General features: G+C 67.2%; 17 protein-coding genes. 5 read left to right on the forward strand and 12 right to left on the reverse strand.

Annotation, left to right across the window (positions count from 1 at the left end):
* Positions 1-47: 47 nt before the first annotated feature.
* Genes ACT6UX_RS25725 through pdxH form a run of 4 tightly spaced genes read right to left on the reverse strand, consistent with a single transcriptional unit; the run spans position 48 to position 4092 of the window.
* Complete coding sequence (locus ACT6UX_RS25725; protein WP_444778006.1) at positions 48-1085, reverse strand: hypothetical protein; 1038 nt, start codon at positions 1083-1085, stop codon at positions 48-50.
* 43 nt (positions 1086-1128) lie between these two features.
* Positions 1129-2619 (reverse strand): bifunctional aminoglycoside phosphotransferase/ATP-binding protein, encoded by a 1491-nt coding sequence (locus ACT6UX_RS25730; protein ID WP_444778007.1) that lies wholly within the window; start codon positions 2617-2619, stop codon positions 1129-1131.
* A complete protein-coding gene (locus tag ACT6UX_RS25735) occupies positions 2616-3491 on the reverse strand; it encodes a cation diffusion facilitator family transporter (protein ID WP_444778008.1) in 876 nt (291 codons plus the stop codon). The genes ACT6UX_RS25730 and ACT6UX_RS25735 overlap by 4 nt, the downstream gene beginning before the upstream one ends.
* 7 nt (positions 3492-3498) lie before the next feature.
* Positions 3499-4092, reverse strand: coding sequence for a pyridoxamine 5'-phosphate oxidase (pdxH, locus tag ACT6UX_RS25740; RefSeq protein WP_444778009.1), 594 nt, complete (start codon positions 4090-4092; stop codon positions 3499-3501).
* A gap of 77 nt (positions 4093-4169) precedes the next feature.
* Here pdxH and fabI point away from each other — a divergent pair, with 77 nt between their 5' ends.
* Genes fabI through sppA form a run of 4 tightly spaced genes read left to right on the forward strand, consistent with a single transcriptional unit; the run spans position 4170 to position 8435 of the window.
* Positions 4170-5006: an enoyl-ACP reductase FabI gene (gene fabI, locus ACT6UX_RS25745; protein ID WP_444778010.1), complete on the forward strand. Its 837-nt coding sequence runs from the start codon at positions 4170-4172 to the stop codon at positions 5004-5006.
* A 19-nt stretch (positions 5007-5025) separates the two neighbouring features.
* Positions 5026-6096, forward strand: coding sequence for a chorismate synthase (gene aroC / locus ACT6UX_RS25750; RefSeq protein WP_444778011.1), 1071 nt, complete (start codon positions 5026-5028; stop codon positions 6094-6096).
* A 9-nt stretch (positions 6097-6105) separates the two neighbouring features.
* Positions 6106-6645: a hypothetical protein gene (locus ACT6UX_RS25755; protein WP_444778012.1), complete on the forward strand. Its 540-nt coding sequence runs from the start codon at positions 6106-6108 to the stop codon at positions 6643-6645.
* A gap of 32 nt (positions 6646-6677) precedes the next feature.
* On the forward strand, positions 6678-8435 hold the full coding sequence (gene sppA, locus ACT6UX_RS25760; protein WP_444778013.1) for a signal peptide peptidase SppA: 1758 nt from the start codon (positions 6678-6680) through the stop codon (positions 8433-8435).
* Between the two features lie 212 nt (positions 8436-8647).
* Here sppA and ACT6UX_RS25765 read toward each other — a convergent pair whose 3' ends face one another.
* The 7 genes from ACT6UX_RS25765 to ACT6UX_RS25795 form a co-directional block, all read right to left on the reverse strand.
* Positions 8648-9658: a hypothetical protein gene (locus tag ACT6UX_RS25765; RefSeq protein ID WP_444778014.1), complete on the reverse strand. Its 1011-nt coding sequence runs from the start codon at positions 9656-9658 to the stop codon at positions 8648-8650.
* Positions 9655-10125, reverse strand: coding sequence for a 2'-5' RNA ligase family protein (locus ACT6UX_RS25770; protein ID WP_444778015.1), 471 nt, complete (start codon positions 10123-10125; stop codon positions 9655-9657). The genes ACT6UX_RS25765 and ACT6UX_RS25770 overlap by 4 nt, the downstream gene beginning before the upstream one ends.
* A gap of 13 nt (positions 10126-10138) precedes the next feature.
* Complete coding sequence (locus ACT6UX_RS25775) at positions 10139-10894, reverse strand: DUF169 domain-containing protein (RefSeq protein ID WP_068194881.1); 756 nt, start codon at positions 10892-10894, stop codon at positions 10139-10141.
* A 93-nt stretch (positions 10895-10987) separates the two neighbouring features.
* Positions 10988-11725 (reverse strand): SDR family NAD(P)-dependent oxidoreductase, encoded by a 738-nt coding sequence (locus ACT6UX_RS25780; protein WP_444778016.1) that lies wholly within the window; start codon positions 11723-11725, stop codon positions 10988-10990.
* Positions 11718-12506, reverse strand: a complete 789-nt coding sequence (locus tag ACT6UX_RS25785; RefSeq protein WP_444778017.1) for an alpha/beta fold hydrolase — start codon at positions 12504-12506, stop codon at positions 11718-11720. The genes ACT6UX_RS25780 and ACT6UX_RS25785 overlap by 8 nt, the downstream gene beginning before the upstream one ends.
* A 2-nt stretch (positions 12507-12508) precedes the next feature.
* A complete protein-coding gene (locus ACT6UX_RS25790; protein ID WP_444778018.1) occupies positions 12509-13804 on the reverse strand; it encodes an O-acetylhomoserine aminocarboxypropyltransferase in 1296 nt (431 codons plus the stop codon).
* Positions 13805-13838: 34 nt separating this feature from the next.
* The gene (locus tag ACT6UX_RS25795; protein ID WP_444778019.1) at positions 13839-14027 is read right to left on the reverse strand and encodes a DUF1192 domain-containing protein; all 189 of its coding nucleotides are present in this window, start codon (positions 14025-14027) and stop codon (positions 13839-13841) included.
* A 66-nt stretch (positions 14028-14093) separates the two neighbouring features.
* Between ACT6UX_RS25795 and ACT6UX_RS25800 the strand changes: the two genes are divergently transcribed.
* Entirely contained in the window at positions 14094-15086 is a 993-nt protein-coding gene (locus ACT6UX_RS25800; protein ID WP_444778020.1) for an NAD(P)H-quinone oxidoreductase, read from the forward strand.
* Between the two features lie 2 nt (positions 15087-15088).
* Here the strand turns inward: ACT6UX_RS25800 and ACT6UX_RS25805 are convergent, their stop codons facing one another.
* Positions 15089-15730, reverse strand: coding sequence for a DUF1013 domain-containing protein (locus ACT6UX_RS25805; protein WP_444778021.1), 642 nt, complete (start codon positions 15728-15730; stop codon positions 15089-15091).
* Positions 15731-15742: the final 12 nt, after the last annotated feature.

The raw sequence follows: 15742 nt of genomic DNA on the forward strand, positions 1-15742 counted from the left end.
GTTCATTTATTTTGGTTATTTCGTTTGTTTCGTTTATTCGCCAAGCTTCAGGTTTCTTGAGCGGCCAGCTGGAAGGTCGAGATCGCGGTGACGCGGGCGGCGCTGGCTCGTTCGTCGGCTTCCCAGCCGGCGACGGTCAGCTGGCCTGTCGCGGGGCACATCTCGACCGAGAGGCGCGTGCAGCCGTTTAGGACGGGCGAGGTCACCCAGGCGAATTCATCCGCGTCGCGGCCGGTCCAGGCGGCGAGCGCGGTGCGGCGGCGGATGTTGTTCTCGAAGGGCTCGCCCTCGCCACATCCACGGGGCCTCCATTTCGGATGGCGTTCGCGCCAGTCGTTGGCGAAGACCGTGTCGTCGCGGTGGGTCCGCGCTTTTGTCTCCTCGCGCTCGATGACGATCCGCTCGCCGGGCTTCGTGCCGACCAACAGGAACAGGACGGGTCGCGCGACCGGCGCGGTTTCGAGCCGGTGGCGCGCTTCGTCGAAGCTCGCGGCGGTCTCGAAGACGTGGCGCAGCAGATGTTCGGGCGGCAGGCGCCCGCTGCTGCGCAAACCGTCGAGCGCGTTCAGCGCATAGTCGAGCCATAGGAGCAGCGGCGTCCGCCAGCGGCGGCGCATCGGCGCCTGGTTGATCGAGACGGCGAAGCGCGCCGGCGCCACTGCGGTCAGCACGCCGACGAAGCCCGGCCAGGTGACGTTCAGGAATTCCCCCGCCGGTCCGCGCTGGCGCCTCACCTCGACGAGATGGCCGAGACCGGGAAACGGCCAGTCGAGCGTGCGCCACAGACGCGGACCCTGCGCGGTGTCGTCGGCCAGCGCGGTGCAGCCGAACAGATAGGCGCCGTGCAGGAGCCAGATGCCCGGCCTCTTCAGGGTGAGGGCGACGAAGTCGATCTCGGCGGCATAGGGCGTCCCGGCGCGCTTCATCCAGGCGCACACGATCGGGTCGGCGAGCCTCGCCAGCCATCCACCCAGCGGCAGCCAGCCGAGGCAGGCGTCGAGAACGGCCAGGGCCTCGGCCTCCCGATGGCGCACATGACCAGAGGCCGCGGAGTCCGATATCTCGATCAGTTTCACCGATTCCATAAGTGAGTGATTACTCACTTATGGAATCGCCGTCAAGCCGAGGTCAGCGACGCTCCCACTCAATGCGTCCTAAATCGTAGCCGAACTGTCGCTCGACCACCGACGCAGTAGCGTCGGAAGCATCGCCCTTTCGGTCCGTCACGCGTTGCTGCGCGACCTCCTTCGGGACGTCGAGCCAGATGCCCTGGAACGACACGCCCACCTTGCGCGCCAGCGCCTCGGCCGCGGCGCGCTCATCGGGACGCGCGAAGACGGCATCGAGCACGACGCTGTGCCCCGCCCGCAGCACGCGCTCGGCGCGCGCCATGCAAGACGCGTAAATCCTGGCGGATGCCGCCGGCGAATAGCTGCCTTCGGGCATGGGCTCGTCCAGGGCGACGCCCGCCTGCCGCTTGCGCTCGACGTCGGTCCGCACCACGACGGCGCCCGGCGTGCGGCCGATCTCGGGTGCGAGCTTGAGCGCCAGCGTGGTCTTGCCGCTGCCCGACAGGCCACCGATCGCGACCAGTCGCGGCGGCGAGGGCTGCAGGAAGGCCAGCGCCGCCTTCTGATAGGCACGCGCCGGCGCATTGTCGGCGCCGCTGACGGCGGTGACGGCGGAATCGACGTAGGCGCGGATCGCCGCCCGCCGCGCGAGGAACATCGGCAGCAGCGCCAACGCCTCCTCGTGGGAGGCGCCTTCGACTTCGCCGACCCGCCACAACCATTCGTTCAGCAGCCGGTTGGCCAAGGGGCCCAGCCCCTGCCGCGCCAGATCCATCAGCGCGAAGGCGAGATCGTAGAGCACGTCGATGTTAGCGATCTTGTCGGAGAATTCGATGGCGTCGAAGGGCACCGGCTGACCGTTCAAGGTCACGATATTGCGCAGGTGCAGATCGCCATGGCAGCGCCGGATCGCGCCCGAGGCGACGCGGCGTGCCACGAGATCCACGAACGGTTCGAGCGAGCGCGGCATCGCTTCGGCCAGCGCCTCACTGGTCGGCGGATCGAGACGGTCCCCTGCCTCGCGCATCTGCCGGACATCGGCGGCCACCGAATGACGGTACTCGTCCGGACCGCAGAACCCCGACTCTATGGCGGGCAACCCGTCGTGGAATTCGGCCACGCGCGCACCGAGGGCGGCCATGAGGTCCGGCGTCAACGCGCCCCGTTCGGCCATACGGTCGAGCAGCCCCTCCTCGTCGAAGCGCCGCATCACGACCAGCCAGTCGACCGCTTGTCCGGACGTTTCACCGACCTCACCCAGCGCCAGCTTGCCGTCGCGCCTGAGGACGGGCGCGATGCCCAGGTAGATCTCGGGCGCCGACCGCCGGTTCACGTCGATCTCCGCGGCGCACATCGCCGCGCGCCGGCCCTCGGTCGAGAAGTCCATGTAGGGAAACTTCACCGCCCGCTTCAGCTTGTAGGCACGCTCGCGGCACAGAAAGACGACGGCGCCATGCGTGTCGATCCTGCGCTCGGGTTTCAGCTCGGCGTCGAGGAAGGCGATTGTCTCGGACTGGTCCTCGACGATGAAGGAAGGCTGGCCGGTCATGGAGCGGGCGAAGGATCGACGTGAATGATGATCTCCGCCCCCGGAAAGCCTCTGGCGATCTCGGCCTGCACTTCGAGGCCGACCGCGTGCCCAAGCACGACCGAAAGGTCACGATCGACCTCGATATGGAGCTGGATGAACTTGGTGAGCCCGCCCGACCGGGTCTTCAGGTCGTGCACGTCCTTCACGCCTGGATGCGCCCGCGCGATCGCCTCGATCTTCCTTCCGTCCGCGGGCGGCAGTTCGTGGTCCATCAGCACGTTCAACGATTCCTTGCCGACGTTCCAAGCGCCATGCATCAGGTAGAGCGCCACCAGGGCCGCGACACCGCTGTCGATCAGGGGCTGCTCCAGCTGGCCCGACAGGAAGACGCCCGCGCCGGTGACCAAGGTCGCCACCAGATCGGTGCTGTAGTGCGCCATGTCGGCATTGATGGCGAGCGATCCGCTGCGCCGCACGACGTACTTCTGGAACGTGACGAGGCACAGGGTCAGTCCGATCGCCAGTGCGCTGACGGCAAGGCCGATCGCCTCCTCACGCACCTGCTTCGGATTGCCCAGCCGCTCGGCGATAGCGACCAGGAGCGCACAGCCCGAGGCGGCGATGAAACCCGCCTGGATCAGTCCCGCCAGCCCCTCGGCCTTGCCATGCCCGAAACGATGATTGTCATCGGCCGGCACGAGGGCCTGCCGCACCGCCAAGAAGGTCACCATCGAGCTCACGAGGTCGAGCGACGTATCGACCAGCGAGGACAGCATGCTGACGGAATCGGTAAGCCGCCAGGCCAGGAATTTCGCGACGATCAGGATGAGCGCCGTCGACATCGACGCGACGGTCGCCAGTCGCATCAGCCGTTGGGGCTCCATCGCCATCACGCCCTCAGGGGTAAAGCGTTCGCGTGGTCCACGGCTCCGCCGGACCGCCGCGGCGATATTCCAGCCGGTCGTGCAGGCGGAAGGCGCCGTCCTGCCAGAATTCGATCAGGTTCGGCTGCAGGCGGAAGCCCGACCAGTGCGGCGGCCGCGGCACCGTCCCCAGAACGTGCTTGGCGCCATATTCCGCCACCCGCTTCTCCAGCGCGAACCGGCTCTGCAGCGGCCGCGACTGTTCCGAGGCCCAGGCCCCCACCTGGCTTCCCCGCGCCCGGCTCGCGAAATAGGCGTCGGCCTCCGCGGCGGTCGTCTGGGTGACCGGCCCCTCGAGGCGAACCTGGCGCCGCAGCGACTTCCAGTGGAAAAGGAAGGCCGCCTTGGGGTGGGCCAGCAGGTGGTTGCCCTTCCGGCTTTCATAGTTTGTGTAAAACACGAAACCGTCGGCGTCATAGTCCTTCAACAGAACCATGCGCACGGCCGGCGTGCCGTCCGGACCGACCGTGGCCACGGCCATGGCGGAGGGGTCGTTGGGCTCGGAAGTGGCAGCTTCGCCGTACCAGGCGGCGAAAAGCTCCAGCGGATCGGTAGTTTCCCTGATCATCACCACAATATGAGGGGGGCAGGCGCGTTCCACCACCGGCATCTTGTCCCAATACCGTTCCCCAGCTAGAACGAGGCATGACCGCAGCTGCACAACTGATGGCCGGTAAAAAAGGCCTCGTAATGGGCGTCGCCAACGAACGCTCGATCGCTTGGGGGATTGCCAAGGCCTGCCACGACCAGGGGGCCGAGGTGGCCTTCACTTTTCAGGGCGAGGCCTTGGAGAAGCGTGTGCGGCCGCTGGCCAATTCGATCGGGGCCAAGATCATCGAGCCGTGCGACGTGACCAACGCCGCCAGCATCGACGCGGTCTTCGCCAAGCTGGAGAAGGACTGGGGCAAGCTGGACTTCGTGGTCCACGCCATCGCCTTCTCGAACAAGGACGAGCTGCGCGGACGCTACCTCGACACCACGTCCGATAATTTCAATCTCACCATGAACGTGAGCGTCTACTCCTTCACCGCCGTGGCGCAGCGCGCCGTGCCGCTGATGAAGGATGGCGGCAGCCTGCTCACCCTCACCTACTACGGTGCCGAGCGGGTGATCCCCCACTACAACGTCATGGGTGTCGCCAAGGCCGCGCTCGAGGCGAGCGTGCGCTACCTGGCGGCGGACCTCGGCGAGCAGAAGATCCGCGTCAACGCGATCTCGGCCGGTCCGATCAAGACGCTGGCCTTCGCCGGCATCAACGACGGCCGCTATATACTGAAGTGGAACGAGCTCAACTCGCCGCTGAAGCGCAACGTCACGACCGAGGAAGTCGGCAATGCCGGCCTCTACCTGCTGTCCGATCTCGGCACCGGTGTGACCGGTGAAGTGATGCACGTCGATGCCGGCTACCATGTCGTTGGCATGATCAACACCTCGTCCGCGAAGCAGATCGCCGAATTGCTCGGCAACTTCGAAGGCGAGTAGCGCAGGAGGCCGGCAGGCCATGGCCGGCAGCAGCTTCGGTACCCTCTTCCGGTTCACCAGCTGGGGCGAAAGCCACGGGCCCGCGATCGGCTGCGTGGTCGACGGCGCGCCGTCGCGCATCCCCCTCAGCGAGGCCGACATCCAGGTCTGGATGGACAAGCGCCGCCCGGGCCAGTCGCGCTTCGTTACCCAGCGCCAGGAGCCGGACACGGTGAAGATCCTGTCCGGCGTCTTCGAGGGCGTGACCACCGGCACCCCGATCGGGCTGCACATCGACAATGTCGACCAGCGCAGCCGCGACTACGGCGAGATCAAGGACCAGTTCCGCCCGTCCCACGCCGACTACACCTATCAAATGAAGTACGGCGTGCGCGACTATCGCGGGGGCGGCCGACAGTCGGCGCGTGAAACCGCGGTGCGTGTCGCCGCCGGGGCCGTCGCCCGAAAGATTCTCGGGGATGGCGTCTCCATCCGCGGCGCCGTGGTCCAGATCGGCACGCAGAAGATCGACCGTGCCAACTGGGATTGGGACGCCACCGGCGACAATCCCTTCTGGTGTCCCGACCGCCAGGCGGCGCAGAACTGGGAAGGCTACCTTGACGATGTGCGCAAGCGCGGCAGCTCGTGTGGCGCGGTCATCGAGGTGGTTGCTTCGGGCGTGCCCGTGGGGCTCGGCGATCCGGTCTACGACAAGCTCGACGCCGACCTCGCCAAGGCGCTGATGAGCATCAATGCCGTGAAGGGCGTGGAGATCGGCGACGGCTTCGCCTCGGCGGCGATGAGCGGCGAGGAGAATGCCGACGAGATGCGCATGCTCGACGGCCACCCCGCCTTCCTGAGCAACCATGCCGGCGGCATCCTGGGCGGCATCTCGACCGGCCAGGACATCGTCTGCCGCCTCGCGGTCAAGCCCACCAGTTCCATCCTGACTCCGGTCCGCAGCGTCGACCGCAACGGCCGCGAGATCGAATTGCGCACCAAGGGCCGCCACGATCCCTGCGTCGGCATCCGCGGCACGCCGGTCGCCGAAGCCATGATGGCCTGCGTCCTTGCGGACCATCTGCTGCGCCATCGCGCGCAGGCCGGCTAGCGCGCCGCCGTGGCCGCGCGGCAAGCCCTGCAGGTGCGCTACGGCACCCTCCACAATCTGGGCATGGCAGCCGTCTCGCTGCTGATGATCGCCTCGGCCATCGCGCATTTCTCATCGGGAGATTCTGCCAACGCGCCGACCCTGTCGCTGAAAGACCCGCGCTTCGTGATGTTCTCTCTGCTGGCGCTGATCATGGTCTACTACATCTATGTCGGCGTCAGTCGCTTTCTAGATCGCACGCCGCAGGTGGTGATCGACCATGAAGGCATAGCGCTGGGTTTTGGCCGCAATGCCCGCATCCCCTGGAGCGACATCGAATGGGTCCGGATTCGCCGTCTGGCGATGCGTACCCAGCTCCAGATCGGGGTCGAACCGCATGCCTTCCTCGCAGCGGACCTGCGCCTTTCCCAATTCAATGTCGATGACAGTCTGCGTCCGATCCGCGGCGTCCCGGCAGCCGTCGTGGTCCGCGACAATGGTCTCGATGCAAATGCCATGACGATGCTTGACGCCGTAAAGGCGTTCCGGCCGAATCTCGTTCGCTCCTAGTCAGCACTCATTCACCAGAGGGAAACTCTCGCATGCGGCGTTTCATCGTCGGCTTTCTTGCGACCATCGGCACCCTCGTCCTGCTGGCGGTGGTCGCCGGCGTGGCCTTTTTCGCCTCGGGTCCCTTCTCGCCCAAGCCGCTGCCACAGCAGATGGTGCTCTCGCTGGACCTTCGTTCCCTGCCGCCGGAGACGACGTCGACCGGTCTGCTGAGCGGCGGCCTGTTCGGCAGCTCGCGCGACATCGTCGAGACGGTGCAGCTTCTGTGGCAGGCGGCGGACGATCCACGCGTCGTCGGCCTGTACGTCGAGATCGGCGACGAGGACGGCGGACTGGCCCGCGTCCAGGAACTGCGTCAGGCAATCGCCCACTTCCGCGGCAAGGGCAAGTTCGCGGTGGGCTTCGCCGAATCCCTCGGCAGCGGCGGCAGCCACGTCGCCGACTACTATCTCGCGGCCGCGCTCGACCAGATCTGGCTGCAGCCGAGCGGCGGTTTCGGTGTCACCGGCATCGCCGTCGAGACGCCCTTCCTCAAGGGCGGCCTCGACAAGCTCGGGGTCAAGGTCGAGGGTGGCAAGCGCTACGAATACAAGAGCGCGCCCGATTCGTTCACGGAGACGGGATACACCCGCCCCGCCCGCGAGAACCTGCAGCAGCTCATCGACAGCCTGTTCGACCAGTTCATTGCCGACGTGGCCCGTGATCGCAAGATGGAGGCCGGCCAGCTTCGCCGCCTGATCGACACGGCGCCGCACGAGTCCGAGCAGGCCCGTCGCGACGGTCTCGTCGACAAGATCGGCTATCGCATCGATGCCCTCGAGGAAGTCTATCAGCGCGCCAACGGCAAGCGCGATCTCGTGACGCTCGCCGAATACGCCGGGGACGAGGCGCGGCCCAAGACCGGCGGCGAGGTCATCGCCCTGGTGCGGGCCAGCGGCTCCATCTCGTCCGGCGGCGGCAGCGGCAGCCCGCTCGAGGACGAGGCCATGGCCAATGCCGAGGACGTCGTCGAGGCGCTGGAGAACGCGTCCCAGGCGAAGGACGTGCGCGCCATCGTGCTGCGCATCGACTCGCCTGGCGGCACCTACCCCGCGGCCGATGCGATCGCCGATGCGGTCGGCCGCGCGCGGGCCGCCGGCAAGCCGGTGATCGTGTCGATGGGCGACATCGCGGCATCGGGCGGCTACCTCGCCGCGGTGCGCGGCGAGGTGATCGTCGCGCAGCCGACGACCATAACCGCCTCGATCGGCGTGTTCAGCATCTGGCCGATGGCCCAGGAGCTGCTGACGTCGCTCGGCGTGAACGTCGAGCGCGTATCGGTGGGCCGCAACGCCGGCATGCATTCGACCTTCCAGCCGCCGACGCCGGCGCAGCGCGCCGCCATCAATCGCGAACTCGACGTCATCTATGCCGCCTTCACGGCCCAGGTGGCGGAGTCGCGCAACCTCGACGCCAACCGGATCGACGCGGCCGCCCGCGGACGGGTGTTCAGCGGCATCGACGCCAAGCGCGCCGGTCTCGTCGACGAGCTGGGCGGCCTGCAGCTCGCCCTCAACATCGCCAAGGCAAAGGCCGGCATCGACGAGGGCCGCAAGGTCGAAATCCGCCGCTATCCCGACGAAGCCGATCGCTTCCAGCGCCTCATCGATCGACTGTTCAAACTGGCGGGCGTCACGGCGTCGCCGAACATGGCGATGCCCCGCGAGGTCCGCGAGGCCCTGGCGAAGTTCGGCGTGGCAACGCGGCCCGGTAACGTCCGTCTTCCGCCCCTGCCGCCGCTCTGGCGTTAAAGACAATCGCGTTGATGCTCGATGGAAATCCCCCCGTCATCCTGAGCGAAGCGCCGAAGGCGCGCAGTCCGGGCGGCTTCGCTCAGGATGACGGACTTTTCATTTCAGTGCGCTTTAGCGCCGTTCCTCCAGCAGCGCGACGATCGCCTGCCACATCTTCCAGGCATTGGCGATGTTCACCGCCGTGACCTCGACGTGGCCGATATCGTCGATCAGGAACAGGGACACACGCGCCTTCGACGCCGCCACGGCAAGGTCCTGGCTCTCGCTGTAGGGCACCATGGGATCGGTGCGGCATGCACCAGGATGAGATGGCCCCGCAGCTTCGACAGATCGTGGAAGGCGAGATTGAGAGCATCGATCTCGCGGCGCACGCTTTCGGGGAGTTCCTCGATCAGGCGGTTGACGGCATCGGGATCGCGGTTGTCGACCAGTGCCAGGACCGCGCGCCCCGGCGGTCCCAGCATCCCGGCTTCTCGCGATATGTCGGCGTCGCGGTCGCGCAAGCGCCGTAGCGCGATCTGTTCCAGCAGGCGGGCGTCGGCCGGATCGTCGAGCCGGCCGGCATTGGCACGCAGGATTGCCCAGCGACCGTAGGCGTTCGGCTCGACCCGGAACTCCCGGCTGTCGCCCCTCGGCCGGAAAGCGCCCGTGGTGACGAAGCGGATGGTCGTGTAGGCGTCACGGTAGCCGCCGATGGCGACGACAAAGGCGACACGCGGGGCGAGATCGTCCTCGATCGCGGCAATTATGGCGGGCCCGGCGGCGTAGGAAATGGCGGCGACGCCGAGCGGCAGATCTGGCAGGCGCTCGTTCAGCTGCCGCAGCGCATCGGCCACCCGGTCGCCGTCGGCACGGGACAGGACGAGCTGGCGCACTTCCGGCAGCTCTGGCACCAGAACGGCGAAGCCCGCGCGGGCGAGCGTTCGGGCAAAGGCCTGCAGCCGCGGCTCGTCGCGCCCCAGCACGGCGGCGCCCGGCACCAGGACCATCGCGGCCCGCGCCTGGCTGGCCGGCAGGTAGAGATCGCCCTCGCCCTTTTGCCAGTGGATCGCCCGTTCCCCGGGCGCGGCCGTCACCGCCCGCCACAGAGTCGGATTGCCGCCTGCGGCCACGTCCCACATGACCAGCACCGCCTCGGTCCAGACCACGGGGCGGCCGAACACGCAAAGCAGCGCGAGCCCCGCCATCAGGAGGATCGCGAGCCGGCGCAGGACCTTCATGCGCCGAGGCGGATGCTGGCCAATGTTTCGAGCGTGCCGCCCGTTCGCCGCAGCAGGGCCAGCTCCTCGATCCGGCCGGTCATCGGCAGGTTCTGACGACCGACGATTCGAGCCACCTGCTCGGCTTCCGCGGCGTCCCGGAAACGGCCCAACGTGATATGCGGTTCGAACGGTTCACGATCCGGGCCGCTGCCGAGCGCCTCATGAAGTTCCGTCAGTTCGGCCGCGCCATCCGAGGGCTGCGCATAGAGATAGAAGTCGGAGCGAACGATACGCTCGATCATGAACCAGAAGGGCCGTTGCGTGACGCCCTGCAGCGCCGCGCGCAACGGGCCCTCGCGCTCGGCCGCGACGCCGAACACGAGCGTGAAGTGCGGGCCGATCAGCGCCGCCTCCTCCGGATGATACTGCGCCCGCAAGCGGCGCAGCGCCGTGTCGTCGGCCTCGCCGAGCACCGGCCAGGCCACGACGTAGAGCATCTCAGCTGTAGCTCTTGGCCATGCCCAGCGCCGGATCCATCACCGCGCCATAGGGCGGGAAGGGATAGCGCAGGCCGTTCTTGCCGAGATGGCCCATGCCCTCGACCGCCCGCAGCAGCTCGTCCGGCGGGCAGGCCATCAGCAATTCGTCGTCGGCGACGCCGCCGTAGCGGCGCTCGGCGAAACAGGGCAGCGACAGCGAGGTCTGGCGCGTGGCGAGCGCACGGCCCCACGAATCGGCGCAGGCGCTCTCGCCCGTCACGGTGAAATCGTAGCGGCGATAGCGGTGATACTGCAGCCCGTTGATGAAATAGATCATCTGACCGGGCGTGCCGTAGAACAGGCAGATGTCGGGCGGATCCAGGCGCGCCGAACGCAGCGGCGACACGACGAGGCCGTTATACTTGCCGTCCGGCACCCGGGGCATCTGCGCCTGATGGGCGGCCGAGGCTTCCTTGTTGCCGAACCACACGCCGTTCATGTGGTCGCCGGAAAGGAAGCCCTCGCCGGGATGATTGAGGCCGACGACGCCACCGCAGTTGCCGCCGCGCGTATTGTCGACGGTGATGCCGAGCGTGAAGCCGTACCAGCGCGACTGCGTCACCATCTGGCACATGGTGAACTTGAAGCCTTCGGTCGGCTTGCGGACACCCTTGATCTTGTCCATCTCGGCCGGATCTTCGAACAGGCGCATGCCGATCGGCTGGGTGCGGATGCGCAGCAGTTCGATGAGCTTGTTGCTCGCCTCGGCCAGCATGGCACCGGTGATGGTTTCGGGCGGTGTCCAAGGGGCGGTCTTGTAGCCCGGCGGCAGCGTCTGGACGTTCATTGTTGTTTCCTCCGTGTCTGGCTAGGTGAGGTTCAACCCACCGTCGGCGATGACGATCTCTCCGGTAACGTAATCGTTGCCGCACAGGGCGGCCACCAGATCGGCGATGTCTTCGGGCTTCGCGGGACGCTTCATCGGCGACTTTGCTTTCCACATCTCCAGCATGTCGGGCCAGTTCGCCGTCATCGGCGTTTCGACCAGGCCCGGCGCCACGGCATTGACGCGGATGTCCGGACCCAGCGACAGCGCCAGCAGCTTGGTGACGTGATGCAGAGCCGCCTTGGACGCCGCGTACGGAATCGACGAGCCCTTGGGACGCGAACCGGCATGCGTGCCGATGTTGACGATACTGGCCGGACGGCCGCCCCCGGCGGACTTGCGGAGCGCCGCTTCAGCCTCCGCAACGAGGACGAAGGGTGCGATCAGGTTGACGTCGAGCATCTGTCGCCACAGCGCCGGCGTCGCGGCTTTCAGATCCGTGTGCGGAATGCGGATCGAAAGGCCGGCATTGTTGACCAGCACGTCGAGCCGGCCATGCGCCTCGAGTACCGACGCGACGAGGCCTCGTGCCGCCGTCTCGTCGCCGAGATCGGCCTGGTGATAGCTGGCCCGCGCCAACTCGCCGGCCATTGCCTTTCCGACCTCGGCGGAGCTGCGCGAATGAAGCGCCACAGTGTAGCCATCGCGCGCCAGACGGCGAGCTATGGCGGCGCCGATCCCGGAGGTCGAGCCGGTGACGAGAGCAACGCGATCAGACACGGGACTTCAACGCCTCCAGCGTTTCGTCCGGACGCTCCACCATCATGAAGTGCCCGCAATCGGGAATGGTTACGGCCGTCGATCCGGCGATGGCCGTGACCAGCGACTTCGCCTTGGCGGCGGGCGTCATGAGATCGCCGTCGCCCAGGACGAACACGGTCGGGCACTTCACCGCCGCCGCCCGCGCCGGCGCGTCCTTGTAGGCATTGCAGGCGGCCAGATCGGTATGGATCACGCCCGGTTCGTTGCCCGCCAGCACAGCCAGTGATTCGCGCCGTAACCACAGGCCGGGCGAGACCATGCCGCCTTTGTGCAATGCATTGCCCATGCCCCAGAAGGTCATGAGTTCCTGGACCTTGACCGTGTTGGCCTTGGCCGATTCGAGCATCTCGGGATGCACCGGCATTTCGGAAGCAACGCCGCACAGGCCGAGGGCCCGCACCCTGTCGCCATGGCGGGCGGCGCAGTCGAGAGCGACCAGCGCGCCCATCGAATGGCCGACGAGGGCGGCCTGCTTCAGGCCGGCGGCCTCGATCAGGCGCGCCGTCCAGTCGGCCATTGCCGGGATGCTGTCGAGCGCCGGACCGTCCGACCATCCATGCGCCGGGAAGTCGACGGCCAGGACGGCGCGCCCATGGTGGGCGAACCAGCGTGTCTGCAGGCGCCACGCCGTGCGGTCGAAGCCCGCGCCGTGGAGGAAAACGATCGCGGGCCTGGCCGCATCGAATTCGGTGCCGCCGGTCGTCGCGAAGACGGTCCGGCCATCGACGATGAGCTTCATGGTCAGCCCTTCTGCGAGGCGCGCAGCGCCTGCCCGAGATCGTCGATCAGGTCCTCGGCATCCTCGAGGCCGACCGAGAGCCGGATCATGCCCTCGCCGATGCCCGCCTGCGCGAGCGCCGCCGCATCGAGCTGGGCATGCGTCGTGGACGCGGGATGGATCACCAGCGACTTGGCATCGCCGACGTTGGCAAGGTGCGAGAAGATCTTCAGGCGCTCGATGAAGCGGCGGCCGGCCTCACGCCCGCCCTTGATGTAGAAACTGAAGATCGAGCCCGTGCCCTTGGGCAGCATCCTCTGCGCCAGCGCATGGTCAAGATGGTCCGGCATGTCGGGCGAGGCGATGCGCTCGACCGCCGGGTTGGCCTTCAGGAACGCCATCACCTTGCGCGCATTCTCCCCGTGACGCGCGACCCTCAGCGGTAGCGTCTCGAGGCCCTGGATCAGATAGAAGGCGTTCTGCGGCGACAGGCAGCAGCCGAAGTCGCGCACGCCCTCCGTGCGGGCGCGCATCACGAAGGCGTGCGGGCCGAACTCCTCGGCGAAGTCGATGCCATGATAGCCGGCATAGGGTTCGGTGAGCGTCGGGAACTTGCCCGAGGCCTCCCAGTCGAAGCGGCCGGATTCGACGATCACGCCGCCGATCGCCACGCCATGGCCGCCGATGAACTTGGTGGCCGAATGGAAGACGATGTCCGCGCCCAGGGTCAGTGGCTTGCACAGGACCGGCGAGGCGAAGGTATTGTCGATCATCAGCGGAATCTTCGCCTCGTGGGCGATCGCGGCGATGGCCGGAATGTCGAGCACCTCGCCGCCCGGATTGCCGATCGTCTCACCAAGGACCAGCCGGGTATTGGGACGGATGGCCTTGCGGAACCCGTCATGGTCGCGCGGGTGCACGAAGGTCGTCTCGATGCCGAAGCGCGGCATCGTCAGCGCCAGCATGTTGCGCGTGCCGCCGTAGAGCGACGTCGAGGCGACGATGTGGCTGCCGGCGCCCATCAATGTCGCGATCGCGATGTGCAGCGCCGCCTGCCCGCTCGACACCGCCAATGCACCCGAACCCTCTTCGAGTGCCGCCACCCGCTCTTCGAACACCGATACGGTGGGATTGGAGATGCGGCTGTAGATGTGGCCGCCCACTTCGAGGTTGAAGAGGCTCGCCGCATGGTCGACGTCGCGAAACACGAAGGACGTCGTCTGATAGATCGGCACGGCGCGCGCACCGGTCGCGGGATCCGGATGCTGGCCGGCATGCAGCGCCAGCGTGTCCGGCTTCAGGAACTTGGCTTCGACCACGTCGTCTCCCTTTCAGCGGGCGATCCTGCCGCCTCTATTTCTTGAACAGCGAGGCCGCTGCCGCGGCATGGCTCTGCTTGGCCTTGATCTTGGCTTCGACCCGCTCGAGCTCGGCCTTGAGAACGAGGACGTATTCCTCGAGGTCCTCGACATTCATGACGTCGAGATTCTTCGGCTGTGTCTTCTTCTGTCTGGGGTCGAGGTCGTCGAGATCGAAGGCCATGGCGCGTCTCCACGGAAGCGGCTAAGGCAGGACTAGCACCGCTCCACCCGCTTCGAAAGGCCGACCATGAGTGCCCTGCCCGCCACGATGACCTGCATCGAGATCACACAGTATGGCGGCCCGGAAGTGCTGGTGCCGGCGACCCGGCCGGTGCCGCGGCCCAAGGCGGGCGAGATCCTGATCAAGGTTGCCGCCACGGCGGTCAACCGGCCCGACATCGCGCAGCGCATGGGCAACTACGCCCCGCCGCCGGGCGCCTCGGACCTGCCGGGCCTCGAAGCCGCCGGCACCGTTGCCGAACTCGGCGAAGGCGTGAGCGGCTGGAGCGTCGGCGACCAGATCTGCGCGCTGACGCCGGGCGGCGGCTATGCCGAATACTGCATCGTGCCGGCGCCGCAGTGCCTGCCGCTGCCCAAGGGCTTCGACCTGCTGCACGCGGCGGCGCTACCGGAAAATTACTTCACCGTCTGGCACAACCTGTTCGAGCGCGGCCAGCTCAAGGCCGGCGAGACCGTGCTGATCCATGGCGGTGCGAGCGGCATCGGCACGACGGCGATCCAGCTCGCCAAGTCGTTCGGCGCGACGGTGCTCACCACGGTGCGGACGAAGGAGAAGGCCGATGCGGTGAGGGCCCTCGGGGCCGATCACGCGATCCTCTACAAGGACAATGACTGGGCGGCCGAAGTGAAGAAGCTGTCGGGCGGCGTCGATGTCGTGCTCGACATGGTGGCCGGCGACTACCTGCCGAAGAACCTGTCGCTGCTGAAGCTGGACGGGCGCTGCGTGGTGATCGCCGTCCAGGGCGGCGCGACGGCGACGATCAGCGCCGGCTTCCTGATGGTCAATCGCCTCACGCTCACGGGTTCGACGTTGCGTCCGCAGAGCATCGAGAGCAAGGGCCGGATGGCGCGCGGCCTGAAGGAGAAGGTCTGGCCGCTGCTGGAAGCCGGCAGCATCAAGCCGATCATCTACAAGACGTTCCCACTGCGGGATGCCGCCGGCGCGCATGCCGAGCTGGAGCGCGCCGACCATGTCGGCAAGGTGATGATGACCGTCTAGGTCTAGCGCTCGCCGAGGTCGGGCTGGTCGGCTTCCGCCGGATCGAGACCAGCCTCCTCGGCGATCTCTTCGACGTGGCCCTGGTCGGCCATGCCCTTCTTGCGGGCGGAATCCTCGCGCGCGGCCTTGCGGCGGGCGCGGTCGACCGCGTCGTTCAGGTCCTTCAGCGAGCAGAGGCCGAGCGTTACCGGATCGCGCTGACGCAGGTTCTGCATGTTCCAGTGCGTACGGTCCTTGACCGACTGGACCGTGCTCTTGGTCGAGCCGACGAGTTTGGCGACCTGGCTGTCCTGAAGCTCGGGATGAGTCTTCAACAGCCAGGCGATGGCGTCGGGACGATCCTGGCGCTTGGCCACCGGCGTGTAACGTGGGCCTTTGGAGCGGGCCTGCGGCATCGGCACGTCGCGCGGGCTGAGCTTCAACCGGGCGTTGCCGTCGGCCTCGACACGCTTGATCTCTTCCTTGGTCAGCTGACCGTTGGTCGTCGGATCGTAACCCGTCATGCCGCCTGCGACTTCGCCGTCGGCGATCGCCTGGATCTCGAGCGGATGCAGGCCGGTGAAGGCCGAAATCTGGTCAAAGGTCAGGGTCGTATTCTCGACCAGCCAGACGGCGGTCGCCTTGGGCATCAACACTTGCGACATGAATTCACTCTC

The sequence above is a fragment of the Reyranella sp. genome, assembly GCF_052439685.1.
GTDB lineage: Bacteria > Pseudomonadota > Alphaproteobacteria > Reyranellales > Reyranellaceae > Reyranella.

Excerpts from the sequence above, each read along its gene's own strand:
- ACT6UX_RS25785 (WP_444778017.1), bottom strand. The coding sequence starts at position 12,506 with ATGAAGCTCATCGTCGATGGCCGGACCGTCTTCGCGACGACCGGCGGC.
- sppA (WP_444778013.1), top strand. The coding sequence starts at position 6,678 with ATGCGGCGTTTCATCGTCGGCTTTCTTGCGACCATCGGCACCCTCGTC.
- ACT6UX_RS25795 (WP_444778019.1), bottom strand. The coding sequence starts at position 14,027 with ATGGCCTTCGATCTCGACGACCTCGACCCCAGACAGAAGAAGACACAG.
- ACT6UX_RS25765 (WP_444778014.1), bottom strand. The coding sequence starts at position 9,658 with ATGAAGGTCCTGCGCCGGCTCGCGATCCTCCTGATGGCGGGGCTCGCG.
- fabI (WP_444778010.1), top strand. The coding sequence starts at position 4,170 with ATGACCGCAGCTGCACAACTGATGGCCGGTAAAAAAGGCCTCGTAATG.
- pdxH (WP_444778009.1), bottom strand. The coding sequence starts at position 4,092 with ATGATCAGGGAAACTACCGATCCGCTGGAGCTTTTCGCCGCCTGGTAC.
- ACT6UX_RS25800 (WP_444778020.1), top strand. The coding sequence starts at position 14,094 with ATGAGTGCCCTGCCCGCCACGATGACCTGCATCGAGATCACACAGTAT.
- ACT6UX_RS25735 (WP_444778008.1), bottom strand. The coding sequence starts at position 3,491 with ATGGCGATGGAGCCCCAACGGCTGATGCGACTGGCGACCGTCGCGTCG.
- ACT6UX_RS25725 (WP_444778006.1), bottom strand. The coding sequence starts at position 1,085 with ATGGAATCGGTGAAACTGATCGAGATATCGGACTCCGCGGCCTCTGGT.
- aroC (WP_444778011.1), top strand. The coding sequence starts at position 5,026 with ATGGCCGGCAGCAGCTTCGGTACCCTCTTCCGGTTCACCAGCTGGGGC.
- ACT6UX_RS25775 (WP_068194881.1), bottom strand. The coding sequence starts at position 10,894 with ATGCTGGCCGAGGCGAGCAACAAGCTCATCGAACTGCTGCGCATCCGC.
- ACT6UX_RS25805 (WP_444778021.1), bottom strand. The coding sequence starts at position 15,730 with ATGTCGCAAGTGTTGATGCCCAAGGCGACCGCCGTCTGGCTGGTCGAG.
- ACT6UX_RS25730 (WP_444778007.1), bottom strand. The coding sequence starts at position 2,619 with ATGACCGGCCAGCCTTCCTTCATCGTCGAGGACCAGTCCGAGACAATC.